This is a genomic window from Enterobacter cloacae complex sp. GYL001 (assembly GCF_049237125.1).
Taxonomy (GTDB): domain Bacteria; phylum Pseudomonadota; class Gammaproteobacteria; order Enterobacterales; family Enterobacteriaceae; genus Enterobacter; species Enterobacter hormaechei_C.
The window spans coordinates 15,256-38,914 of the sequence record NZ_JBMKGW010000009.1 but is presented as its reverse complement, the minus strand read 5'-3'; the positions used below and the strand labels follow the sequence as shown (position 1 = coordinate 38,914).

The following is a 23,659-nucleotide window of genomic DNA, read 5'->3' as shown; positions in this document are numbered from 1 at the left end:
CTTTGCCCGCCGGTAAACACATTTCAAGGAGATGCGGATGAAACAGTTTTTGATTGCCCCCTCAATTCTGTCGGCCGATTTTGCCCGCCTGGGTGAAGACACTGCCAAAGCTCTCGCGGCTGGCGCGGATGTCGTCCATTTCGACGTTATGGATAACCACTACGTTCCCAACCTGACCATCGGTCCGATGGTGCTTAAAGCGCTGCGTAACTACGGGATCACCGCGCCCATTGACGTGCATCTGATGGTGAAACCGGTTGACCGCATCGTGCCTGATTTCGCCGCGGCGGGTGCCAGTATCATCACTTTCCACCCGGAAGCCTCCGAACACGTTGACCGCACGCTACAGCTGATCAAAGAGAACGGCTGTAAGGCGGGACTGGTCTTTAACCCGGCGACCCCGCTGAGCTATCTCGACTACGTGATGGACAAGCTGGACGTGATCCTGCTGATGTCCGTCAACCCGGGCTTTGGTGGTCAGTCATTTATCCCTCAGACCCTCGACAAACTGCGTGAAGTGCGCCGCCGTATCGATGAGTCTGGCTATGATATTCGTCTGGAAGTGGACGGCGGCGTGAAGGTCAATAATATCGGTGAGATTGCGGCGGCAGGGGCGGATATGTTCGTTGCAGGCTCCGCCATCTTCGATCAACCGGATTACAAAAAAGTCATTGATGAAATGCGCCGTGAACTGGCGAAGGTAAGTCATGGATAAATTGCAGGCTATTCGGGGTGTAGCATTTGACCTCGACGGCACGCTGGTCGACAGCGCGCCAGGATTAACCCGCGCCGTCGATCAGGCGCTGTATGCCCTTGAACTCCCCGTTGCAGGCGAAGAGCGCGTGGTGACGTGGATTGGTAACGGTGCAGACGTGCTGATGGAGCGCGCGCTGTCCTGGGCTCGTCAGGAGCGTGCCTCTCAGCGTTCCGCGCAAGGTAAACCGAGTGTTGACCACGCGGATATTCCCCAGGATGAGCAGCAGCGTATTCTGCGCAAACTGTTCGACCGTTTCTACGAAGAGACCGTCGAAGAGGGTAGCTTCCTGTTCCCGGATGTCGCTGAAACGCTGAGCGCGCTACATGCCAAAGGCATCCCGCTGGGACTGGTGACTAACAAGCCGACACCGTTCGTTGCGCCTCTGCTGGAAGCGCTGGATATCGCGAAATACTTCTCCGTAATTGTGGGCGGCGATGACGTGCAGAATAAAAAGCCGCATCCGGAACCGCTATTGCTGGTGGCAGGAAAATTATCCTTAGCGCCTGCGGAGCTGCTCTTTGTCGGGGATTCCCGCAATGATATTCTGGCTGCCAGAGCGGCAGGTTGCCCGTCGGTTGGGTTGACCTACGGCTACAACTACGGTGAAGCCATTACGCTGAGTGAGCCGGACGTTGTGTTCGACCACTTCAAAGATTTGTTGCCCGCACTCGGGCTCTCGCACAGTGAACATCAGGAATTGAATAATGACTAAGCCCATCGTTTTTAGTGGCGCACAGCCTTCAGGTGAACTGACCATTGGTAACTACATGGGTGCGTTACGTCAGTGGGTGAGCATGCAGGATGACTACCACTGCATTTACTGCATCGTGGATTTGCATGCTATCACCGCGCGTCAGGATCCCGAGAAGCTGCGCAAAGCCACGCTGGACACCCTGGCGCTGTATCTGGCCTGCGGTATCGATCCAGAGAAGAGCACCATTTTCGTTCAGTCTCACGTGCCAGAGCACGCGCAGCTGGGCTGGGCGCTGAACTGCTACACCTATTTTGGCGAGCTGAGCCGCATGACCCAGTTCAAGGATAAGTCTGCCCGCTACTCTGAAAACATCAACGCCGGTCTGTTTGACTATCCGGTGCTGATGGCGGCCGACATTCTGCTGTACCAGACCAACCAGGTGCCGGTGGGTGAAGACCAGAAGCAGCACCTGGAGCTGAGCCGCGATATTGCCCAGCGCTTCAATGCGCTTTACGGTGACGTGTTCAAAGTGCCTGAGCCGTTTATTCCGAAATCCGGTGCGCGCGTGATGTCGCTGCTGGAGCCGACCAAAAAGATGTCCAAGTCTGACGATAACCGCAACAACGTTATCGGCCTGCTGGAAGATCCGAAATCAGTGGTGAAAAAGCTCAAGCGTGCGGTGACCGACTCCGACGAGCCGCCAGTGGTGCGCTACGACGTGCAGAACAAAGCGGGCGTGTCTAACCTGCTGGACATTCTCTCCGGTGTGACCGGACAGAGCATCCCTGAGCTGGAAAAACACTTTGAAGGTAAGATGTACGGCCACCTGAAAGGCGAAGTGGCAGACGCCGTTTCCGGCATGCTGACCGAGTTGCAGGAGCGCTATCACCGTTACCGTAACGACGAAGCTTTCCTGCAAAAAGTGATGAAAGAGGGCGCGGAAAAAGCCAGCGCGCGCGCCTCCGAAACCCTGAAAGCGGTGTACGACGCTATTGGGTTTGTGGCGAAACCTTAAGCCGCTTTGCCGGGTGGCGCTTACGCTTACCCGGCCTACGGGACCGTGCAGGTCGGGTAAGGCGGAGCCGCCACCCGACAAAACTGACGAAACAAAAAAACCGGGACATCCCCGGTTTTTTTACGCCTGAAAAACGCTTACTGCTGTGCCGCCGGGCCGCAACCGCCGATGATCTTCGAAATGGAGATCGCCGGGTGAAGCAGGTAATCGTAGCTGCAATTATTTTTAGTATTTTGAACGTGACCGGTGCAGGCCGTCAGAGTTGATAACAGGCCGACCAGAACGGCAGCTTTTGCCAGTTTGAACATACGCATTCCTTGTCAAAAAATCGAAAATTGGATGTAACACGAGGGAATAAATGGAAAAGTTCCATTATGCGGGCGGTATGTTATCGACTGAGGTAAGAAGGGAGTAGTCCGCTTAAAGACTACTCCCGGGAGAGATTATGCGTTAGTGGCTGGAGAACCAGTTCAGTTTTTCGCGCAGGGCTACCACGCGACCCACCACGATCAGCGCCGGGCTTTCAACCTGCTGCGCCAGCTCGCCCAGCTGCGTCAGCACGCCATCGACCACGCGCTGCGTAATGGCGGTGCCGTTTTCCACCAGCGCGACCGGCATATCTGCTTCCATGCCGTGCTCCAGCAGTTTCGCCTGGATCGTGGCTGCCTGATTTAGCCCCATATAGAACACCAGCGTCTGCTTTTCAGCGGCCAGATTATGCCAGTCCAGTTCGCTGCCGGTTTTCAGGTGGCCCGTCACCAGGCGCACGCTCTGGGCATAGTCGCGATGGGTTAACGGAATGCCGGAATAGGCAGAACAGCCGGACGCCGCCGTAATGCCCGGCACCACGGAGAACGGAATACCCGCGTTGCACAGGGTTTCCAGCTCCTCGCCGCCGCGACCAAAGATAAATGGATCGCCCCCTTTCAGGCGCACCACGCGCTTACCTTTTTGCGCTTCCCACAGCAGGGTCTGGTTGATCTCCTCCTGCGGTACGCAGTGATAACCTGCCCGTTTGCCGACGAACACGCGGTCAGCATCGCGGCGCACCAGATTCATGATGTCATCAGAGACCAGACGGTCATACACCACGATGTCCGCCTGCTGGATCTGCTGGAGACCCTTCAGCGTCAGCAGGCCCGCATCGCCGGGACCTGCGCCCACCAGCACCACTTCACCGCGATGGTCCAGCGGCTCGCTCAGGAGCTGTTCGGTCGTCTCTTCAACGGCTTTGGTGTCCTGATTGGCAAGGGACTGCGCCAGCCTGTCGTTGACAAAGAACTTCTCCCAGAAGCGACGGCGTTCGCCCACGGTTGCGAAGGTTTGCTTCACGCGGGAGCGCAGCTCTCCGGCGTATTGGGCAATCTGACCAAGATGCTGCGGCAGCACGGCTTCCAGTTTTTCCCGCAGCAGACGGGCAAGAACGGGCGAGCGCCCGCCGGACGACACCGCAATCATCAGCGGTGAACGGTCGATAATCGACGGCATGATAAAGCTCGCCTCTTTCGGCGCATCCACCACGTTACAGAAGATGCGGCGCGCTTCGCAGGCGTCGCTGACGCGCTGGTTAACATCATCGTTATCCGTTGCGGCGATGGTCAGCCAGCAGGTATCCAGCAGGGATTCATCAAACTCACCCTGCACCTGGGTGAGCATCCCTTCCTGCGCCCAGACGTCAAACTGAGGGGCGAAGGTGAGGGCGTTGACGGTCAGTCGGGCGCCCGCCTCTAACAGCAGGCGCGCCTTGCGTTCAGCCACATCGCCGCCGCCCACGAGCAGGCAGTCGCGGTTGCGTAATTGACAAAAAATCGGCAGGTGATCCACGACGTTACCTCACAGCATTCATGGCGGGGGAAGAATTGACGTCAGGATAACAGCAGGGATCGTACAGAACATACGGTTTTTCCTGCCGTTACCCATAAGGGGTCATAAGCCTTTCCTATTGAAAAGGCGAGGGGTTACGCTTTCAGCTGCACCTCGCCGTCCTTCACGCGGACGTCGTAGTGTTTGACCGAGAAGCTTTCATCTTCCATGCAGAGTCCGTCGGTTAAGCGGAAGCGCTGCTTTTTCAGCGGGCTGGCAACCCACAGCTCGCCCTGGTGCTCCGCAATCAGACCGCGGGAGAGCACGCTGGCCTCGAAGAACGGGTCGATATTGCTGATGGCATAGACCTGTTCATCGTGGCGAGGGCGGAAAATCGCCACCTGCTCGTTGCCCAGCAGGGCACAGACGCCGGTTGCTGGCAGAATGTCGTTAATGTTGCAGATGTTAACCCACTGGCTCATGCGTTTTCCTCCACCAGCATCACCGGAATACGTTCATACGGGGTCGCTGGACGATGCTGTTCGCGCTCCGGCACCACCTGCACGTTCGGGTCGCGCTGGGTGCTGTTGATAAAGTGTTTGAAGCGCGTCTGCGCCGCTGGCGTGTTCACGGTTTCGGTCCACTCGCAGATCACCGCCTCGCGCAGGCGAGTCATCTCGGATTCCAGCTGTTCATTCAGACCCAGCTTGTCGTCGATAATGACCGATTTCAGGTAGTCGATGCCGCCTTCGAGATTATCCAGCCAGGACGCGGTACGGGTCAGCTTATCGGCGGTACGAATGTAGAACATCATGAAGCGGTCGAGGTATTTGATCAGCGTATCGCGATCGAGATCGGCGGCCAGCAGATCCGCGTGGCGAGGTTTCATCCCGCCGTTACCGCACACGTACAGGTTCCAGCCTTTCTCCGTGGCAATGATACCCACGTCTTTCCCCTGTGCTTCCGCACATTCACGGGTACACCCTGAGACGCCGAACTTCATTTTGTGCGGCGTACGGATGCCTTTGTAGCGGTTTTCCAGCTCTACGCCGAAGCCCACGCTGTCGCCCACGCCGTAGCGGCACCAGGTGCTGCCCACGCAGGTTTTCGCCATGCGCAGCGCCTTGGCGTACGCGTGACCGGTTTCAAAGCCCGCTTCAATCAGCTGACGCCAGATTTCCGGCAGGTCATCTTTCTGCGCACCGAACAGGCCGATACGCTGGGAGCCGGTGATTTTGGTGTACAGGTTAAACTCACGGGCGATACGGCCCACGGCGACCAGCCCTTCCGGGGTAATCTCCCCTCCGGCAGAACGCGGGATCACCGAGTAAGTCCCGTCTTTCTGAATATTGGCCAGGAAGTTATCGTTGGTGTCCTGAAGCGGAGTGTGTTCTGGTTTGAGCACATATTCGTTCCAGCAGGACGCCAGCAGGGAACCGACGGTAGGCTTACATACTTCACAGCCATAGCCCTGGCCGTGTTTCTCCAGCAGTTCGTCGAAGGACTTAATGCCTTCCACGCGGATCAGGTGATACAGCTCCTGGCGAGAGTAAGCGAAGTGCTCGCACAGGTTGTTGTTCACTTCAATGCCCTGTTTTGCCAGCTCGGCGTTCAGCACCTGAGTGACCAGAGGAATACAGCCGCCGCAGCCGGTCCCGGCTTTGGTTTCCGCCTTCAGCGCCGCAACAGTGTGGCAGCCTTTGTTAATGGCGGAGATCAGCATGCCTTTGGTCACGTCGAAGCAGGAACAGATTTGCGCGCTGTCCGGCAATTTATCCACGCCGATGGACGGCTTACCGCTGGAGGCGTGCGCCGGGAGGATTAGCGCGTCCGGGTTCTCCGGCAGCTCAATGGCGTTCAGCACCAGCTGGAGCAGGTTACCGAAGTCGCTGGTATCACCCACCAGCACCGCCCCGAGCAGGGTTTTGTTGTCCTGGCTGACGATGAGACGTTTGTAGACTTCTTTGCTTTCGTCCAGATAAACATAGCTGCGGGAGTTCGGGGTGCGGCCATGCGCATCACCAATACCGCCCACGTCCACGCCCAGCAGTTTCAGCTTGGCGCTCATGTCTGCGCCGGTGAAGGCGTTTTCGCTGCCGAGGATATGGTCAACGGCGACCTGCGCCATTTTGTACCCTGGTGCAACCAGGCCGTATACGCGGTTATTCCAGCTGGCGCATTCGCCGATGGCGTAGATATCCGGATCGGAGGTCTGGCAGGTATCGTTGATCATGATCCCGCCGCGCTGCGCAACGGCCAGACCGCACTGGGTGGCCAGCTTGTCGCGCGGGCGAATACCGGTGGAGAAGACGATGAAATCCACTTCCAGCTCGCTGCCGTCGGCAAAGCGCATGGTTTTACGCGCTTCGGTGCCTTCCTGCACGATCTCTTTGGTGTTCTTGCTGGTGTGAACCTTCACGCCCATGCTTTCGATTTTACGGCGTAGCTGGTCGCCACCCATATGGTCCAGCTGTTCCGCCATCAGCATCGGGGCAAATTCGATGACGTGGGTTTCAACGCCGAGGTTTTTCAGTGCGCCTGCCGCTTCCAGACCCAGCAGACCACCGCCGACAACCGCGCCGCGTTTGCTTCGACGTGCGCAGGATTCAATGGCGTTGAGGTCTTCAATTGTACGGTAAACGAAGCAATCCTGGGTTTCCGACCCTTTAATAGGCGGGATCCACGGATACGAGCCCGTCGCCATGATCAGCTTATCGTAAAAAACCGTACGTCCGGCGCTGGAGTGGATCACTTTCTCCTGACGGTTGATGGTGATAGCGCGTTCGCCCACCAGCACTTTTACGCCATGCTTCTCGTAGAACCCTTCACGCACCAGAGATAGCTCTTCGGCGGTATGGTGAGAGAAGTAGGAAGACAAGTGCACACGGTCGTACGCCTTGCGGGGTTCTTCACAGAACACGGTAATATCGAACTGCTCAGCATCGGCTTTATCGAGAAGATCCTCAATAAAGCGGTGGCCGACCATGCCGTTACCGATGATAGCGAGTCTGACTTTGCTCATTTTTGCCTCGATTTCTTTTCTATTACTGCCTACCTTAACGATTCAGCAGGGGCACTTATTGATGCAAATCAAATACGCCTTCACCTACCTCTTAGGGGGTATATCTATGATTTGTCAGGATTTTTATAAGTGACGGATATTGTTTGATTTTTGTTCTTGCTTGTTTTTCGCACAAATGTAGTGGGGGTTTTTACCCATCGGCGGGCAGGGCGGGTGAGCAGGGAAAACCCCTTTGCAGTACGCAAAGGGGTTACGGCGATTAGTGGGTAGCTGTTGCCGGGTTGTGTTGACGGTGACGGGTCACAAAGCCCAGCACGAAGCACATGATGAACACCACGGCGTACAGACCGTTAGCGGTATGCAGCGCCGCCAGCGGGCCGCTGTGCGCAACAATCGGGCCCGTGACCACGAAGGTCAGCATGGTGCCGATGGTGCCGCAGGTCAGCACGAAGTTCACCAGCTTCGGTGAGGCCACTTTGGTCTGAAGAGAACCAAGGGTGATGATCGAGGTGTAAATCGCACTGGAGAAGAAGCCCAGGGTCAGGATGAACCACGGCATATGCTCCGGGGAACCGTTGATGAACAGATACATCAGCACGGTTGCCAGACCCGCCAGAACGGTCAGGATCCGTTGCAGGTCGAAGAAGCGCAGGATAAAGCTAAACGCCCACATGCCGAACATGTAAGACATCCAGAAATCGCTCACCAGTTTACCCGCATCGTTCAGGCTCATGCCCAGACCTTTCGCGTATTCAGGAACCCAGGAGATAAAGCCCAGCTGACCGAGGATGTAACACAGCGCGGCGATGGAGAGGAACAGTACGCCGATACCCCATTTTTCTTTCGCAACCGGCTCGGACGTAGTCTGCGCTTTTTTGCCCAGCACCGGGAACTCGCAGCCGAAGGTGAGAACAAAGATCGCGACATAAACCAGACCAATGCAGGCGTACACCCAGTACCACTCAATGCTGCGCGCCAGAAGATACGCGGCGACCATCGGGAAAATCATCCCGGCCATGCTGAAGAAGGAGTCGGTGAACAGCAGACGCGCGCCGCGCTGGCGGCCTTCATACATATGCGTAATCAGGAATGTACCGATCGACATGGTGATCCCGCTCACCAGACCCAGCACGAACATGGCGGCAGAGAAGAGGGCGATGCTGTGGCTCAGCATCAGGCCCGCCACGGCGGCAACCATCAGCACGAAGCCGAAACGCAGCTGCGTTTTCAGCGGCACGATTTCCATCAGCCAGGCATTAAGGAAAATAGAGATCAGGATCCCCGCGTTCAGGAAGGTGAAGGTATTACTCATGCTGGAAACGGGCAGCTGGAAGTAGTCTGCGATATTTCCCATCACCATCCCGGTGACGATCACCAACGCGCCGGTCAGGGCGTAAGAGAAGAAGCTGATCCATGTGAGCTTGATGCGATTGCTGTTAGTCATGTCTGGCCTGTTAAAAGTAAAGAAAAACGCAATGACTGCGTTTGAGCGGGCAGATTTTAGTCGCGAAAGTGATCTAATTAAATCTTTTCAGAAAATTTTGAGCACAATTGCAGGTTTTAACGTGATGCAGATCACATTACGTTGTGGGGTGAACAATCGTTTGCGCGGTAATAATTGTTTCAATTTGGTAAAATTAGGTAAAAGACTGGTCTGGGTTCATACTGCTCTTTAGAATCAAGCCATTCGCTTTTTATACTGCGCTTTGTTAAGGAATTCTCATGCTCAAATCAACACTGGCGGCTGTCGCAGCTGTGTTTGCTCTTTCTGCCGTTTCCCCTGCTGCGCTGGCAGCCAAAGGAGACCCCCACGTCCTGCTGACTACCTCTGCGGGGAATATTGAGCTGGAGCTGGATAGCCAGAAAGCCCCTGTTTCGGTGAAAAACTTCCTCGACTACGTGAACAGTGGTTTTTATAACAACACCACGTTCCACCGCGTGATCCCGGGCTTTATGATTCAGGGTGGCGGTTTTAACGAGCAGATGCAGCAGAAACAGCCCAACCCGCCCATCAAAAATGAAGCAGACAACGGCCTGCTGAACAAGCGCGGCACCATCTCCATGGCGCGTACGGCGGACAAAGACAGCGCCACCAGCCAGTTCTTCCTCAACGTGGCTGATAACGCCTTCCTGGACCACGGTCAGCGCGACTTTGGCTACGCGGTGTTTGGCAAAGTGGTGAAAGGCATGGACGTTGCGGATAAGATTTCTCAGGTTCAGACTCACGATGTCGGTCCATACCAGAATGTGCCGTCTAAGCCAGTCGTCATTCTCTCCGCGAAAGTGCTGCCGTAATCGTTCCCCCACACGGGCACATCTTGCCCGTGTCTTTCCACCCTCCCTGCGAAAGCGCGTTTTGCTGCTTATACTTGTGGCAAACGGACTATTCAGGGAGGCGTAGTGAAAAAACTCACCGACAAGCAAAAATCCCGTCTCTGGGAGCAACAACGTAAGGTCAATTTTCAGGCCAGCTGCCTCCTTGAAAAAGGTAAGGGTCCCGCTGAACCTGATATCGAGACGCTGGAACTGGGGCCTTCCGCACCGGGTTTACCCCATCTGTGTCTTATTCACCGCCATTTATTCCGCAACGAAATGAAAGGCGCGGGCGAGCTGCGCACCGCCGATATTTCTAAGGGCGACATTCCTTTTTGCCATTTCGAGTACATCGAGAAAGTGGGTAATGAGCTGATGGCTTCGCTGGAAAGTGATAAATATCTGGTGGGCCTTCAGAAAGCAGAGTTTACAGACAGAATCAGTCATTACTACTGTGAAATCAACATGCTACATCCGTTTATGAGCGGTAATGGCGTGGCCCAGCGGATCTTCTTTGAACAACTGGCTATTCATGCGGGCTATGTGCTGAACTGGCAGGGGATCGACCCGAACGACTGGGCAGCCGCCAATCAGAGCGGGGCAATGGGGGATTTGACCGCCCTGAACGCCATCTTTGCCAAAGTTGTGAGCGAAGCGCGGGAATCTGCGTAAAATAGGGCGGCCATTTTTTCAGGAGCCGCCATGATTCTGCTGATTGATAACTACGATTCCTTTACCTGGAACCTTTACCAGTATTTTTGTGAGCTGGGGGCAGAGGTGGTTGTCCGCCGTAACGATGAGATCGCGCTGGCTGACATTGACGCGCTGGCACCCCAGAAAATCGTGATTTCGCCGGGGCCGTGTACCCCTTCGGAGTCTGGTATCTCGCTGGAGGCGATCCGCCATTATGCGGGCAAACTGCCGATTCTGGGCGTCTGCCTGGGTCATCAGGCCATTGCGCAGGTCTTTGGCGCCACCATTGTCCGTGCCGCGAAAGTCATGCACGGCAAAACCTCTCCGGTCACGCACACCGGTACCGGCGTATTCCTGGGGCTAAACAATCCGTTAATCGTGACGCGCTACCATTCTCTGATCATTGATCCGCCGACCCTGCCGGCCTGCTTTGAGGTCACCGCCTGGAGCGAGACGCAGGAGATCATGGGCATTCGTCACCGTGAGTACGATCTGGAAGGCGTGCAGTTCCACCCGGAAAGCATTCTCAGCGAACAGGGGCACGCGCTGCTGGCCAATTTCCTTAATCGCTGAATATCTGTTGCCTTGTTGTGATTTTTTATGCATATTTTGTGATTATATTTTCACAATCAATGTGACATAAAAATGGATGGTCATGACATGGCAACTGAACAACCAGCAATTACCCGCGCGACATTCGATGAAGTGATCCTGCCGATTTATGCACCGGCTGAGTTTATCCCGGTGAAAGGGAGAGGCAGCCGCGTCTGGGATCAGCAGGGCAACGAGTATGTTGATTTCGCAGGCGGTATTGCGGTGACGGCGCTGGGCCATTGCCATCCTGCGCTGGTGGACGCGCTGAAAACGCAGGGCGAAACGCTGTGGCACACCAGCAACGTGTTCACCAACGAACCGGCGCTGCGTCTGGGGCGTAAGATCATCGATGCCACCTTCGCCGAACGCGTGCTGTTTATGAACTCCGGCACCGAAGCCAACGAAACCGCCTTTAAGCTGGCGCGCTACTACGCAACCACGCGTCATAGCCCGTACAAAACCAAAATCATCGCCTTCCATAACGCCTTCCACGGTCGCTCCTTCTTTACCGTTTCCGTTGGCGGCCAGCCGAAGTATTCCGACGGCTTTGGTCCGAAACCTGCGGATATCATCCACGTGCCGTTTAACGATCTGCACGCCGTTAAAGCGGTGATGGACGATCACACCTGTGCCGTGGTGGTCGAGCCCATTCAGGGGGAAGGCGGCGTCACGGCGGCCACCCCTGAATTTCTGCAAGGGCTGCGCGAGCTGTGCGACGAGCACCAGGCGCTGCTGGTGTTTGATGAAGTGCAGTGTGGGATGGGGCGTACCGGAGACCTGTTTGCTTATATGCACTACGGCGTAACGCCGGATATTCTGACCAGCGCGAAAGCGCTCGGCGGCGGTTTTCCGGTCAGTGCGGTGCTCACCACCCAGGATATCGCTTCCGCATTTCATGTGGGCTCACACGGCTCCACCTACGGCGGTAATCCGCTGGCGTGCGCCGTGGCGGGTGCGGCGTTCGACATCATTAATACGCCGGACGTCCTGAATGGCGTGAATGCGAAACGCGACCTGTTTGTGAAACATCTCCAGCAGATTGACCAACAGTTTGATGTCTTCAGCGACATCCGCGGGATGGGGCTGCTGATCGGCGCCGAACTGAAGCCGCAGTACAAAGGCCGCGCGCGCGATTTCCTGCACGCCGCCGCGCACGAAGGCGTCATGGTGCTCAACGCCGGGCCGGACGTGATGCGCTTTGCGCCATCGCTGGTGGTGGAAGACAAAGACATCGAAGACGGATTAACCCGTTTTGCCGCGGCGGTCGCGAAGATCGTCAGCGGCTAATACGCGGTTCGTTTTAACCGACGCGTTAACCAAATCCCGTGATGCGGGCGCTGACGCCATGCCACCGACGAAATGGTGTGCATGGTGTTCAGGTGCCCGAGAACGCGCTGTAAATGCTGCTCAAGGGTGCTCATCGGCCCGTGGGTCAGCGTCTCCGGCGCTTCCAGAATGTTCGAATCCCCTGACTCGCCCGGCGCGTCATACTCCAGACGCTGCTGACAGCGCTGCAACGCAATTTCACACGACTGCAAATAGCGCTGCGCCAGATCCGGCGTCAGCATCGTGTGCTCCCGCGCCAGCGTCGTCATGGCATTGATGTGCTCGACGATAAACTGGCTGTGCGTGACCCACAGCTTCATGTCAGCCAGATAGTGCGCGTTAAAGCCCGGCTCCTGCATGGCCTGGTTAAGGGAGTTGAACAGGGCGTTATGCGCCTGGTTGACCTTCATGCGCTCGTAGGCCAGCGGAGAGGGCTGCGGGTCATCGCTCAGAATAAGACGAATAGCCTGCTGATCGGCTTCGAGCGCGTCGTGGGCGTTCTGCCTCAGCAACCCGCTTTGCCACTGCGGCCACAACCAGACCATGCCGCCAAAGGCGATCAGGCAGCCAATTAGCGTATCGACCAGCCGGGCAATAATAAACTGTTCCCCGTTAAGCGTGAGCAGTTGCAGGGTATACACCGCCGTCACCGTAAAGCCCACCATCGCCCAGCCGTAGTTTTTGCGGATGATCAGGTAGCTCACCAGCGTGATCGCCAGCATACCGGCCAGGGTATAGCCTTCCGGCACGTGAAAGTGCAGCGTCACGCCCGCGATAATCAGCCCCGCCATCGTACCGCCCGCCCGATGCAGAATGCGCACCCGCGTGGCACCATAGCCGTTCTGGGTGACAAACAGCACGGTCATTAAGATCCAGTAGGGTTTCGGCAGATGCAGGGCCATTCCCATCAGGCTGGCGATGCTCAGCATCACACTGATCCGCGCGGCATTGCGCAGGGCGGAAGATTTCAGTGATAGATAGCTTTTGAGCGCGGGCAGCAGCGGCAGCCGTTTTTGCTTATCGGCCATCAGGTCCCGGGCATAAAGCGGGCGCTGGGTGCGTAACACCCGGGCGATGCGGCTGAAATGCCAGGCAGCAAATTGCCCGACCGGGTTATCCGCGTGCTGACGCGCAATCTTTTCCAGCGCGCCGAGCTGTTTGTCCATGTTAAAGCGCGTCGGGTAGCGGTGATAGAGGATATCGTCAGCCAGCACCCGCAGGCGGGCCGCGACGGTCTGCGCGTTCCAGCGGATCACCGCTTCCGCATGGCTGCGCTCCACCAGCTTTTGCACCTCTTCCGGATTATGAAGGCTGACGGAGATATGCTCCTGCAAATCCAGCCCGACCTGGAAGGTTCGCAGCAGCCGCTTGTATTCATGATTTTTGTTGGCGGCAAGCATGTGCAACTGCTGATAGCACTGGCTGATCAGATCCACCACTTTTTGCTGGCGCGCCAGCAGCGGCGGCAGGGATTTTTCCGGGTCGGTATGTTGAGTGAGCAGGGTGTATTTTGCTTCGCAGTATTCAGCAAGCTGCACGTAGAGCAGGCTCAGGGATTCGCGCAGCGGCTGTTCCCGCCACAGCCAGAACCAGAACCAGTTAAACAGCCCGTACCACAGCGTGCCGAGGGCGTAGATCAGCAATGGCTCCCACACCGGCATATTGCCCGCAAGGCTTAAGGTGAAGATGGCGGCAATCAGCGACGCGGGAAGCAGGCGGGCGTGCAGCGAGCTGATTTCGGCGGTGACGCCGAGCGTCATCGCCAGCACGGTCAGGATCAACGGCAGAGGAATGTCGCGGGCCAGTAAGAGTTGTACGGCAAGGCTACAGCCGGCAAACAGGCAGCCGCCAATAATCAGACGTTTAAAAAAGCGTTTATGCGGCGTATCCAGACCGGCAATGTTGCAGCAGGCGGGCACGAGGGAAAACAGCAGGCCTTGCTGAAGATGTCCGAGGATCAGGCCCACGACCACGGGAAGACACAACACCAGCGTTTGTCGTAGTGCGTAGTTAACTTCCGGGTGATAGATCAGCCTGCGCCACATGAGGAGTAGAGACAAAAACGGCGTGCCACCCTGCGGCGGCACGCCGTTTGACCGAAATTAACGGGTTCCGTAGACCACGATAGTTTTACCGTGGGCAGAGATCAGGTTCTGGTCTTCCAGCATCTTCAGGATACGGCCCACTGTTTCACGGGAGCAGCCGACGATCTGACCGATTTCCTGACGGGTAATTTTAATTTGCATACCGTCAGGGTGGGTCATGGCGTCTGGCTGTTTCGCCAGGTTCAACAGCGTCTGCGCGATACGACCGGTCACGTCCAGGAAGGCGAGGTTACCCACCTTCTCAGAGGTCACTTGCAGACGGCGTGCCATCTGGGAAGAAAGACGCATCAGGATGTCAGGGTTGACCTGAATCAGCTGACGGAATTTCTTGTAAGAAATTTCAGCCACTTCACATGCTGTTTTTGCACGAACCCAGGCGCTACGTTCCTGGCCTTCTTCAAACAGGCCCAGTTCACCGATAAAATCGCCCTGGTTCAGATAAGAAAGGATCATCTCTTTCCCTTCTTCATCTTTGATCAGCACGGCCACCGAGCCTTTAACGATGTAATACAACGTTTCCGCTTTTTCACCCTGGTGAATCAGCGTGCTCTTTGATGGGTACTTATGAATGTGGCAATGAGACAAGAACCATTCGAGAGTCGGGTCTGTTTGCGGTTTGCCAAGCACCATGCGCTGTTATCCTCTGTTATAAGCTGTCACCAGAGTCATAAGATGCATCCGGACTCTGGGGTTGCAATCGAATTCTTACCCATACCTGGGAAGTCGGCTGTCGTAACGTTTCGCAGCCAGTAAAGTTTGATGTCCTCTGCATACATGTGTAACGTCAATGTATTACTGTAGCATCCAGAGTGTTTTAGCATAGCTTTCGCCGCGTGTCTCCTGGTGTCTCGCTTCAGCATGACGCAGGTCGCCTTCCGTTGCGAGAAATGTAACGTACACGTAATCTGTCATAAAAAATGCAACGTTGGAGTGAGTGAATATGCAAGCGCGTGTGAAATGGGTTGAAGGGTTAACGTTCCTGGGCGAGTCTGCTTCCGGGCACCAGGTTTTGATGGATGGCAACTCCGGCGATAAAGCGCCAAGCCCAATGGAAATGGTGCTGATGGCGGCAGGCGGATGCAGTGCGATCGACGTGGTGTCGATCCTGCAAAAAGGCCGTCATGACGTGACCGATTGTGAAGTGAAGCTGACGTCGGAACGTCGTGAAGAGGCGCCCCGCCTGTTCACGCATATTAATTTGCACTTTATCGTCACCGGCAAAGAACTGAAGGATGCGGCGGTCTCGCGTGCGGTTGACCTGTCTGCGGAAAAATACTGCTCTGTGGCGTTAATGCTGGAGAAAGCGGTAAAAATCACCCATTCGTATGAAGTGATCGCGGCTTAATTTTTGGCGGGTGGCGCTTCGCTAACCCGCCCTACCAAAGCTACAACTGCACGAACGTAGGCCGGATAAGCGAAGCGCCATCCGGCAACAGGTGTCACGCGATCTGCTTTCCTTCCATCAGCCGCTGCACCAGCGGTGTCATGATCAGCTCCATTGCCAGCCCCATTTTTCCGCCGGGCACCACTAACGTATTCATGTGCGAAATAAACGAACCCTGTAGCATCGCCAGCAGCCAGGGGTAATCAATGCCTTCCAGGTTGCGGAAGTGGATCACCACAAAGCTCTCGTCAAGGGAAGGGATGCTTTTTGCAGCGAACGGGTTGGAGGTGTCCACTGTGGGGACGCGCTGGAAGTTAATGTGGGTTCGGGAGAACTGCGGCGTCAGGAAGTTGATGTAATCTTCCATGGAGCGCACCACCGAGTCCATGACCGCCTCTCGCGAATGGCCGCGCTCGCTCATGTCACGCGTCAGCTTCTGGATCCACTCAAGGTTAACAATCGGCACCACCCCCACCAGCAAATCCACGTGGCGCGCCACGTCGTGCTGAGGCGTCACCACGCCGCCGTGCAATCCTTCGTAAAACAGCACGTCAGTCGGTTCCGGCAGCGGCTGCCAGGGCGTGAACGTACCGGGGACCTGGTTCCAGGGCACGGCTTCATCGTAGGTGTGGAGATACTTGCGGGACTGCCCGGTACCGCTTTGCCCGTATTCACGGAAGGTTTGCTCCAGCAGGCCGAAGTCATTGGCCTCCGGGCCGAAGTAGCTGATGTGTTTACCCAGATCGCGCGCCTTGCGGATGGCCATATCCATCTCCGGGCGCGTGTAGCGGTGAAAGCTGTCGCCTTCTACCTCTGCCGCCCGTAAGTTAAGCTGGGCGAAGATCTTGCGGAAGGCGAGGCTGGTGGTAGTGGTTCCCGCCCCACTCGAACCCGTAACGGCAATAACCGGATGTCTGGCAGACATAGCAACTCCCTGACTGGAAAAGTGTAAAGATCAGCCGTGAAACGCGTTGCGGGGCATGATATTGACCGTCTCATGCAGTTCGGACCATACCAGCACCACGTCGCCGCTTTTAAGCTGGCGCTTAACATCGTTGACCTTTTGTTCAAGCGAACGTTCATGTTCACCATAATCGGTGCCTTCGCGCAAGACAAAGCTTTCAATCAGATTATCGAGCGTGTCGGGAGAGAGATCCTGCCAGGGAATAATCATTATTTACCGTCCAGATAAGCCGTTAACCAGTCGGGAATACGCGTCTCAAGCCACATTTTTGGCCGACGCAGCGTGCCGCCGACAAAGCCGACGTGTCCCCCGAATTGGGTGAGCTGATACTCCACGTTGGCCGGCAGATGATCGGGCGCCGGAATCGAGTGATGATCCATAAACGGATCATCTTTGGCGTGGATAATCAGCGTAGGTTTCGTGATTTGGTTCAGTAAAGGCATGGCGCTGCACTGACGGTAATAGTCAATCGCATCGGCAAAGCCGTGGATTTTCGAGGTGATCAAATCATCAAACTCGCGCAGGCGCTTCACGCGTTTGAGCTGTTGCAGCGTCACAGGCAGCGTATCCGGATAGGCCTTCAGCTTGCGCGCGGCGTTGGCTTTCAGCAGGTTGAGCAGGTAGCGCTGGTACACTCGCGAAAACCCCTTTTCCATATGATAGCTGCACTGCTCCAGCATAAAGGGCGCAGAGACGATCACCGCCGCATCCAGCGGTACGGCGTCGCTCTCCTTCGCCAGCAGGCAGGCCAGCATATTGCCGCCCAGCGAATACCCCACCGCTGCCGTTGGCGCCTCGCCGAAATGGTCTCTTAGCCAGCGCAGGAACCAGGTACCGTCCTCGGTTTCACCCGAGTGATAAATACGTTTCTGACGATTAGGCTCGCCGCTGCATCCGCGAAAATGCATCACTACCCCAAGCCAGCCGCGGGCTTTCGCCGCCTCAATGAGACCGTGTGCGTAAGGGCTGTGCAGGCTGCCTTCCAGACCGTGAAACACCACCAGACGGGGTTTATGTCTGGCCCGATCCGGATCTTCGCTCCAGGCGAGATCCAAAAAGTCGCCATCCGGCAAATCCAGCCGTTGCCAGTGCGGGGTGAACTGTACCTTGCGGCGGATCAGGCGCGGCAGCATGGTTTGCAGGTGAGGGTTAGCCACACCGCGCATGGGCACGAACTCTGCGCTCTCTTCGGCTGCAATGTCGAAGTCTGAGGGAATGATTTGGGTCATAAGGGCGATGCTGATTCTTGTCAGAAATTAACTATACCTTCCGAATTGTACCCCGTTTAGCCCGTTTTTCCGAAACATGAACTGATCCCGATCACAAACATTTACCTTGATTATTACTCTCAGGCTAATGATTTGGCTCTACGCTTAATTGATGCCTTTCTCACCAGAGCGCACACTTTACTCAACGTTAAGCAAATCAGAATGATGTGCTGAATCAGGAGGTTAATAATGTTATCTGGGCAAACACCCACCCGGCAATGGAACACCCGACGCAGTGAGAAAGCGCGTCGTCTGGCGTCCGTACCGGTGCAGGGCAAGGTACTGCCAACCGGCGATCTTGTCGCCATGCTGGAAAAACTGATCGCACCAGGCGACAAAGTCGTTCTGGAAGGCAACAACCAGAAGCAGGCGGATTTCCTTTCCCGTTCACTGGCGGAAGTGAACCCGCAAATCGTGCACGATCTGCATATGATCATGCCGAGCGTGGGCCGCAGCGAACATCTGGACATCTTTGAGAAAGGCATCGCCCGCAAGCTGGACTTCTCCTTCTCCGGTACGCAAAGCCTGCGAATCTCCCAACTGCTGGAGGATGGTCAGCTCGAAATCGGGGCGATTCACACCTACATCGAACTCTACTCACGTTTATACGTCGACCTATCGCCAAACGTGGCGCTGATTGCCGGTTTTAAAGCGGACCGCAAAGGCAACCTCTATACCGGGGCGAGTACCGAAGATACTCCGGCGCTGGTGGAAGCCGCCGCGTTCCATGACGGCATCGTCATCGCGCAGGTGAACGAGCTGGTGGACGACGAGTGCGACCTGCCGCGTGTGGATATTCCGGGCTCGTGGATTGATTTTGTGGTGGTTGCCGATAAGCCGTTCTTTATCGAACCGCTCTTCACCCGTGACCCGCGCCTGATCAAACAGGAACACATCCTGATGGCGATGATGGCGATTAAAGGCATCTACGCTGAACACCAGGTGCAGTCCCTGAACCACGGGATTGGCTTTAACACCGCAGCGATCGAGCTGCTGCTGCCAACCTACGGCGAACAGCTCGGACTCAAAGGCAAAATCTGTAAACACTGGACCCTGAACCCGCATCCAACGCTGATCCCGGCCATCGAAAGCGGCTGGGTGGAGAGCGTCCACTGCTTCGGCGGCGAGCTGGGAATGGAAGAGTACATCCGCGCCCGTCCTGACGTGTTCTTTACCGGTGCCGACGGCTCCATGCGCTCTAACCGCGCCTTCTGTCAGCTGGCAGGTCAGTACGCGGTCGATATGTTTATCGGCTCCACGCTACAGGTCGACGGTTACGCTAACTCCTCAACCGTGACTCGCGGCCGTCTTTCCGGCTTCGGCGGCGCGCCAAACATGGGCCACGATCCGCACGGTCGTCGCCACGCCACACCGGCCTGGCTGAACATGATCACCGAGCCTGACCCGATGCAGCGCGGTAAAAAGCTGGTTGTGCAGATGGTGGAAACCTTCCAGGCGGGCGTGAAGCCAACCTTCGTGGAAAAACTCGACGCCGTTGAGGTCGCGAAAGCCTCTGGTATGCCGCTGGCGCCGGTCATGATTTACGGCGATGACGTCACCCACGTGCTGACGGAAGAGGGGATTGCTTACCTCTACCGGGCGAAAGATCTTGAAGAGCGTCGCGCCATGGTCGCCGCCGTGGCGGGTATCACCGATATCGGTCTGGGCGTTGACGCCAAACGCGTGGCGGAACTGCGCCAGAGCGGCAAGGTTGTGTATCCGGAAGATATGGGCATTCGCCGCACCGATGCCACCCGTTCGCTGCTGGCGGCCGGTAGCGTCGCGGACCTGGTGGAATGGTCCGGCGGTCTTTACAACCCACCTGCGAAATTCCGGAGCTGGTAATGAAACTTCTGCCCCAGATCCAGGTTGAAGGCGGTGCCGAATGGCTGGCGCGAACCGCCACGCAGTGTCTGATTGACGAAGCACGTTTAAGCCCGAAGCCCGGTCTGGTGGACAGCCGGGGGAACGGCGCGCACCACGATTTATCGCTTGCGCTGATGGAGCGCTCCGCTCACAGCCTGACCCCCACGTTTCAGGCGCTGGCGCAGCAGAGCTGGCAGCGTCCGGCGGATATTGCCCTCAGGCAAACCGTTGGCCGCCTGGGTCGCGAAGGTGAACGGCAGATGATGGCCGCTACCGACGGCGTGAACACGCACCGTGGCGCGATCTGGGCGCTGGGATTGCTGGTGAGCGCGGTGGCGATGCTGGGCGGCGATGCCCGGGCGCAAACCGTCGCGAACACCGCCGCTCAGCTGGCGAAGCTGCCGGATGACGCGGCGCCGAAAGTGTTCAGCAAGGGGTTACGCGTCACGCACCGCTACCGCGTACCGGGCGCGCGTGAAGAGGCTCAGCAGGCGTTTCCGCACGTTATGCAGCGCGCGCTGCCGCAGCTTCGCCTCAGCCGTCTCAACGGCAGCAGCGAAACGCAGGCCAGACTCGACGCGCTGATGGCGATCATGACCTCGCTCACCGACACCTGCGTGCTGTCGCGCGCCGGCATGGAGGGGCTGGACGCCATGCAGAACGGCGCCCGTGCGGTGCTGAACGCCGGAGGATGCGCAACCCTCGCGGGGCAGCAGGCGCTGGCGCGGTTAGACCGTCAGATGCTGGCGCTTAACGCCTCGCCGGGCGGAGCCGCAGACCTGCTTGCCGCCACGCTGTTTCTTGACCGCGCCGAAACGCCCTATTCAAAGCATTAAGAGGATGTTATGGAAAAAATCACATTGACCGTGCCCGCCAGCCGCGAAGTAAGCGGCAGGGCGCTGGCAGGGGTCGTCGGTTCCGGGGATATGGAGGTGCTTTTCACCGCCGAACCGGGCCAGACCTTAACCATTGATATCACCACCTCCGTCGACAACAGCCGCGGGCGCTGGGAGGCATTGTTCAACCGCCTGCAAACCGTCAGCAGCCTGCCCGCAGGTAAGCTGACCATCCACGACTTCGGCGCGACGCCGGGCGTGGCACGCATTCGTATCGAACAGGTTTTTGAAGGGGTGAACCATGCGTGATGACAGCAGCTTTATCGAATTAAAAGCGCGCCAGCGTGCGCAGGCGCTGCTCGACGACGGCAGCTACCGCGAACTGCTGGATCCGTTTGAAGGCATTATCTCTCCGTGGCTTGGGCCACAGGGGATTGTTCCTCAGGCCGATGACGGCATGGTGGTCGCGAAAGGGACCATCAACGGCCAGCCTGCGGTGGTGGTGGCGATTGAAGGCACCTTCCAGGGCGGCAGCATGGGCGAAGTGTCCGGCGCCAAAATGGCGGCAGCGCTGGAGCTGGCGGCGGAAGATAACCGCAACGGCATTCCGACTCAGGCGGTGCTGTGCCTCGAAACCGGCGGCGTACGTTTGCAGGAAGCCAACCTCGGCCTGGCGGCGATTGCCGATATCCACGCCGCGATCGTTGACCTGCGTCGCTATACCCCGGTCGTCGGGATTGTCGCCGGGACCGTGGGCTGCTTCGGTGGGATGTCTATCGCCGCGGCGCTGTGCAGCTACCTGATTGTGACCCGCGAAGCGCGGCTCGGCCTCAACGGTCCGCAGGTTATCGAGCAGGAAGCGGGCATTGAAGAGTATGACTCCCGCGACCGTCCGTTTATCTGGAGCATGACCGGCGGCGAAGTACGCTTTGAAAGCGGGCTGGTGGACGCGCTGGTGGGCGACGGCGTGAACGCGGTGAAAGCCGCGATGAACGAAGCCATCGCCAAAGGCGTACCGGCGAAACATCGCACCGATAACTACGACGATTACCTGAACCGTCTGACGAATTTCGACACCCGCAAACAGGCCGATGCCGAACAGATTAAAGCGCTTTTTGCCCGGGAGGTGAAATGATGACTAACTCAATTAGCCGTGGCGAACTCTGGCTGGAAACTCTGGCCCCGAACGCGAAACGTCTGGAGGGGTTATGCCCGTCCGTGCAGGCCGCAGACGGCGAGCTAAACGGTGAAACGGTGCGTTTTGTCACCGTGGTGCCGGACGCCAACAACCACTTCCCGCGCGCGGCGCAGGGTGAAGTCGGCCTGCTGGAAGGATGGACGCTGGCAAAAGTGGTCAGCGAAACCGTCGCCGCCGACGCAGATAAAGCCGTGAAGCGCCCGATTGTGGCGGTAATCGACGTCCCAAGCCAGGCCTATGGCCGTCGCGAAGAGGCGTTTGGTATCCACCAGGCGCTGGCCGGCGCCGCTGCCGCCTACGCTAATGCGCGGCTGGCGGGTCATCCGGTGATTGGTCTTATCGTCGGTAAGGCCATGTCCGGCGCGTTTCTGGCGCACGGCTACCAGGCTAACCGTCTGATTGCCTTCAACGATAAAGGCGTGCTGATCCATGCCATGGGCAAAGAGTCTGCGGCGCGCATTACGCTGCGTACCGTTGAGGCGCTGGAAAAACTGGCTGCAACCATTCCGCCAATGGCGTATGACATCAGCAACTACGCCACGCTGGGGCTGCTTTCCGACCTGCTGGATATCAGCAATCCGGATGCCCCTACCGAAAGCGATCTGACGCGGGTGAAAACCACCCTGCAACAGGCCATCAGCGACGCTCGTCAGGACACCACGTTGAAAAACCGTCTGGGTGCTGACAACCGCCGCAGCTCGGCGCTCGTACGTGAACGTATGCGAGCCAGCTGGTAAGTAAAAAGAGACCTGCCAGATGCATCACCCCGTGGGCGCGCCCGTTGCGTCCACGCGGGAACCTGCATCCTGAAAATAATAAACATCGCGCCAGTGCTTAAACTTTTTTACTACAGGTGATTTATGACTTACGTAATTGTTCATGCTCTTGCACCGATTTTCGTCATCATGCTGCTGGGATTCTGGGCCGGTAAGGCAAAGATGGTCGATAACAAAAATGTTTCCCTCCTGAATATCTTCGTGATGGATTTTGCACTCCCGGCTGCGCTGTTCAGCGCCACCGTGCAAACCCCGTGGACCGGCATCGTGGCGCAGTCGCCGCTGATCCTGGTGCTCACCCTGGCGATGTGGATCACCTATGCGGTCATCTACTTCCTCGCGACGAAAGTGTTTAAAAAATCCCCGCAGGATGCGGCCGTGCTGACGCTTACCGTCGCCCTGCCAAACTACGCGGCGCTTGGCCTGCCGATTCTGGGCAGCGTGCTGGGCGAAGGCCCTTCAACCTCACTGTCCGTGGCGGTCTCCATCGCCTGTGGTTCAGTGTTGATGACCCCGTTCTGCCTGCTGATTCTGGAGCGTGAGAAAGCCCGCGCCGAAGGCAATAACTCGGGTTCAACGCTTTCCATGCTGCCGGTGCTGATGTGGCGTTCCATTAAAAAACCGATCGTGATGGGCCCGCTGCTGGGTGTGATCCTGTCCGCTATCGGCATCAAAATGCCGGAGCTGGTACTGGCGGCGATTAAACCGCTGGGACTGTCTGCGACCGCTGCGGCGCTGTTCCTGACCGGGGTGATCCTCTCCGCGCGTAAACTTCAGATCAACACCATGGTGATCACTTCCACTATCGCCGAGCTGCTGATCCAGCCAGCGATCGCCTGGGGTATCGTTTTAATCTTCGGTCTGCACGGCTCCGTGGCGATCACCGCCATCCTGATGATTGCGCTGTCCGCGGGCTTCTTTGGCGTGGTGTTCGGTAACCGCTTTGGCGTGCAGTCGCCGGATGCTGAAGCCGTGCTGTTGTTGAGCTCCGTACTGTGTATCCTGTCGCTGCCGCTGTTTATCTCGCTGACTTCAGGAATGTAAT

24 protein-coding genes are annotated in these 23,659 nt (G+C 57.2%); 14 read left to right on the top strand and 10 right to left on the bottom strand.

The annotated features are described in order from the left end of the window. Positions 1–37 precede the first annotated feature (37 nt). The 3 genes from rpe to trpS are packed head-to-tail and all read left to right on the top strand — an operon-like array spanning position 38 to position 2,466. A complete protein-coding gene (gene rpe / locus ACOTWU_RS16060) occupies positions 38–715 on the top strand; it encodes a ribulose-phosphate 3-epimerase (RefSeq protein ID WP_003861634.1) in 678 nt (225 codons plus the stop codon). Next, entirely contained in the window at positions 708–1,469 is a 762-nt protein-coding gene (gph, locus tag ACOTWU_RS16055; RefSeq protein WP_015571431.1) for a phosphoglycolate phosphatase, read from the top strand. The genes rpe and gph overlap by 8 nt, the downstream gene beginning before the upstream one ends. Then, positions 1,462–2,466, top strand: coding sequence for a tryptophan--tRNA ligase (gene trpS / locus ACOTWU_RS16050; protein WP_015571430.1), 1,005 nt, complete (start codon positions 1,462–1,464; stop codon positions 2,464–2,466). The genes gph and trpS overlap by 8 nt, the downstream gene beginning before the upstream one ends. Positions 2,467–2,603: 137 nt before the next feature. Here the strand turns inward: trpS and ACOTWU_RS16045 are convergent, their stop codons facing one another. From ACOTWU_RS16045 to tsgA, 5 genes are all read right to left on the bottom strand, one after another. Then, positions 2,604–2,774 (bottom strand): YhfL family protein, encoded by a 171-nt coding sequence (locus ACOTWU_RS16045; RefSeq protein ID WP_008503029.1) that lies wholly within the window; start codon positions 2,772–2,774, stop codon positions 2,604–2,606. A 142-nt stretch (positions 2,775–2,916) separates the two neighbouring features. Further along, positions 2,917–4,290 carry a siroheme synthase CysG gene (gene cysG / locus ACOTWU_RS16040; protein ID WP_126499081.1) on the bottom strand — a complete coding sequence of 458 codons (1,374 nt, stop codon included), beginning with the start codon at positions 4,288–4,290 and terminating at the stop codon, positions 2,917–2,919. Between the two features lie 134 nt (positions 4,291–4,424). Continuing rightward, positions 4,425–4,751 carry a nitrite reductase small subunit NirD gene (nirD, locus tag ACOTWU_RS16035; RefSeq protein ID WP_015571429.1) on the bottom strand — a complete coding sequence of 109 codons (327 nt, stop codon included), beginning with the start codon at positions 4,749–4,751 and terminating at the stop codon, positions 4,425–4,427. After that, positions 4,748–7,291: a nitrite reductase large subunit NirB gene (gene nirB / locus ACOTWU_RS16030; RefSeq protein WP_017384160.1), complete on the bottom strand. Its 2,544-nt coding sequence runs from the start codon at positions 7,289–7,291 to the stop codon at positions 4,748–4,750. Before nirB ends, nirD begins: the two co-directional genes overlap by 4 nt. A gap of 259 nt (positions 7,292–7,550) precedes the next feature. Beyond that, a complete protein-coding gene (gene tsgA, locus ACOTWU_RS16025) occupies positions 7,551–8,735 on the bottom strand; it encodes an MFS transporter TsgA (RefSeq protein WP_015571426.1) in 1,185 nt (394 codons plus the stop codon). Between the two features lie 278 nt (positions 8,736–9,013). On the opposite strand from tsgA, the gene ppiA reads away from it, so the two are divergent. The 4 genes from ppiA (at position 9,014) to argD (ending at position 12,178) form a co-directional block, all read left to right on the top strand. Further along, positions 9,014–9,586 (top strand): peptidylprolyl isomerase A, encoded by a 573-nt coding sequence (gene ppiA / locus ACOTWU_RS16020; protein WP_000920483.1) that lies wholly within the window; start codon positions 9,014–9,016, stop codon positions 9,584–9,586. Positions 9,587–9,691: 105 nt separating this feature from the next. Next, complete coding sequence (locus ACOTWU_RS16015; protein ID WP_023295530.1) at positions 9,692–10,276, top strand: putative adenosine monophosphate-protein transferase Fic; 585 nt, start codon at positions 9,692–9,694, stop codon at positions 10,274–10,276. Between the two features lie 30 nt (positions 10,277–10,306). After that, positions 10,307–10,870, top strand: coding sequence for an aminodeoxychorismate synthase component 2 (gene pabA / locus ACOTWU_RS16010; RefSeq protein ID WP_048246775.1), 564 nt, complete (start codon positions 10,307–10,309; stop codon positions 10,868–10,870). 87 nt (positions 10,871–10,957) lie between these two features. After that, the gene (gene argD / locus ACOTWU_RS16005) at positions 10,958–12,178 is read left to right on the top strand and encodes a bifunctional acetylornithine/succinyldiaminopimelate transaminase (protein ID WP_023295528.1); all 1,221 of its coding nucleotides are present in this window, start codon (positions 10,958–10,960) and stop codon (positions 12,176–12,178) included. On the opposite strand, the gene ACOTWU_RS16000 is transcribed toward argD, so the two are convergent. Further along, positions 12,175–14,262, bottom strand: a complete 2,088-nt coding sequence (locus ACOTWU_RS16000; RefSeq protein WP_126499087.1) for a YccS/YhfK family putative transporter — start codon at positions 14,260–14,262, stop codon at positions 12,175–12,177. The two genes, argD and ACOTWU_RS16000, sit on opposite strands and share 4 nt — an antisense overlap. Positions 14,263–14,319: 57 nt before the next feature. Then, positions 14,320–14,952, bottom strand: a complete 633-nt coding sequence (gene crp, locus ACOTWU_RS15995; protein ID WP_000242758.1) for a cAMP-activated global transcriptional regulator CRP — start codon at positions 14,950–14,952, stop codon at positions 14,320–14,322. Between the two features lie 310 nt (positions 14,953–15,262). On the opposite strand from crp, the gene ACOTWU_RS15990 reads away from it, so the two are divergent. Beyond that, positions 15,263–15,667, top strand: coding sequence for an OsmC family protein (locus ACOTWU_RS15990; protein ID WP_015571423.1), 405 nt, complete (start codon positions 15,263–15,265; stop codon positions 15,665–15,667). 94 nt (positions 15,668–15,761) lie between these two features. On the opposite strand, the gene ACOTWU_RS15985 is transcribed toward ACOTWU_RS15990, so the two are convergent. From ACOTWU_RS15985 to ACOTWU_RS15975, 3 genes are read right to left on the bottom strand one after another with little or no spacing between them, the layout of a single operon-like run. Continuing rightward, positions 15,762–16,631 (bottom strand): phosphoribulokinase, encoded by an 870-nt coding sequence (locus ACOTWU_RS15985; RefSeq protein WP_003861663.1) that lies wholly within the window; start codon positions 16,629–16,631, stop codon positions 15,762–15,764. Positions 16,632–16,661: 30 nt separating this feature from the next. Then, entirely contained in the window at positions 16,662–16,880 is a 219-nt protein-coding gene (locus ACOTWU_RS15980; protein ID WP_014171926.1) for a YheU family protein, read from the bottom strand. Further along, entirely contained in the window at positions 16,880–17,899 is a 1,020-nt protein-coding gene (locus ACOTWU_RS15975; RefSeq protein WP_045328523.1) for a hydrolase, read from the bottom strand. The genes ACOTWU_RS15980 and ACOTWU_RS15975 overlap by 1 nt, the downstream gene beginning before the upstream one ends. Positions 17,900–18,127: 228 nt before the next feature. Between ACOTWU_RS15975 and mdcA the strand changes: the two genes are divergently transcribed. From mdcA to ACOTWU_RS15945, 6 genes are all read left to right on the top strand, one after another. Continuing rightward, entirely contained in the window at positions 18,128–19,783 is a 1,656-nt protein-coding gene (gene mdcA / locus ACOTWU_RS15970; protein ID WP_015571421.1) for a malonate decarboxylase subunit alpha, read from the top strand. Continuing rightward, positions 19,783–20,640 (top strand): triphosphoribosyl-dephospho-CoA synthase, encoded by an 858-nt coding sequence (locus tag ACOTWU_RS15965; RefSeq protein WP_032103998.1) that lies wholly within the window; start codon positions 19,783–19,785, stop codon positions 20,638–20,640. The genes mdcA and ACOTWU_RS15965 overlap by 1 nt, the downstream gene beginning before the upstream one ends. A 9-nt stretch (positions 20,641–20,649) precedes the next feature. Then, the gene (gene mdcC / locus ACOTWU_RS15960; RefSeq protein ID WP_000411786.1) at positions 20,650–20,949 is read left to right on the top strand and encodes a malonate decarboxylase acyl carrier protein; all 300 of its coding nucleotides are present in this window, start codon (positions 20,650–20,652) and stop codon (positions 20,947–20,949) included. Next, entirely contained in the window at positions 20,942–21,775 is an 834-nt protein-coding gene (locus tag ACOTWU_RS15955; protein ID WP_017384167.1) for a biotin-independent malonate decarboxylase subunit beta, read from the top strand. Before mdcC ends, ACOTWU_RS15955 begins: the two co-directional genes overlap by 8 nt. Beyond that, the gene (gene mdcE, locus ACOTWU_RS15950) at positions 21,775–22,575 is read left to right on the top strand and encodes a biotin-independent malonate decarboxylase subunit gamma (RefSeq protein ID WP_032620995.1); all 801 of its coding nucleotides are present in this window, start codon (positions 21,775–21,777) and stop codon (positions 22,573–22,575) included. Before ACOTWU_RS15955 ends, mdcE begins: the two co-directional genes overlap by 1 nt. 123 nt (positions 22,576–22,698) lie before the next feature. Beyond that, the gene (locus tag ACOTWU_RS15945; protein WP_126499083.1) at positions 22,699–23,658 is read left to right on the top strand and encodes an AEC family transporter; all 960 of its coding nucleotides are present in this window, start codon (positions 22,699–22,701) and stop codon (positions 23,656–23,658) included. The last annotated feature ends 1 nt before the right edge of the window (position 23,659 follow it).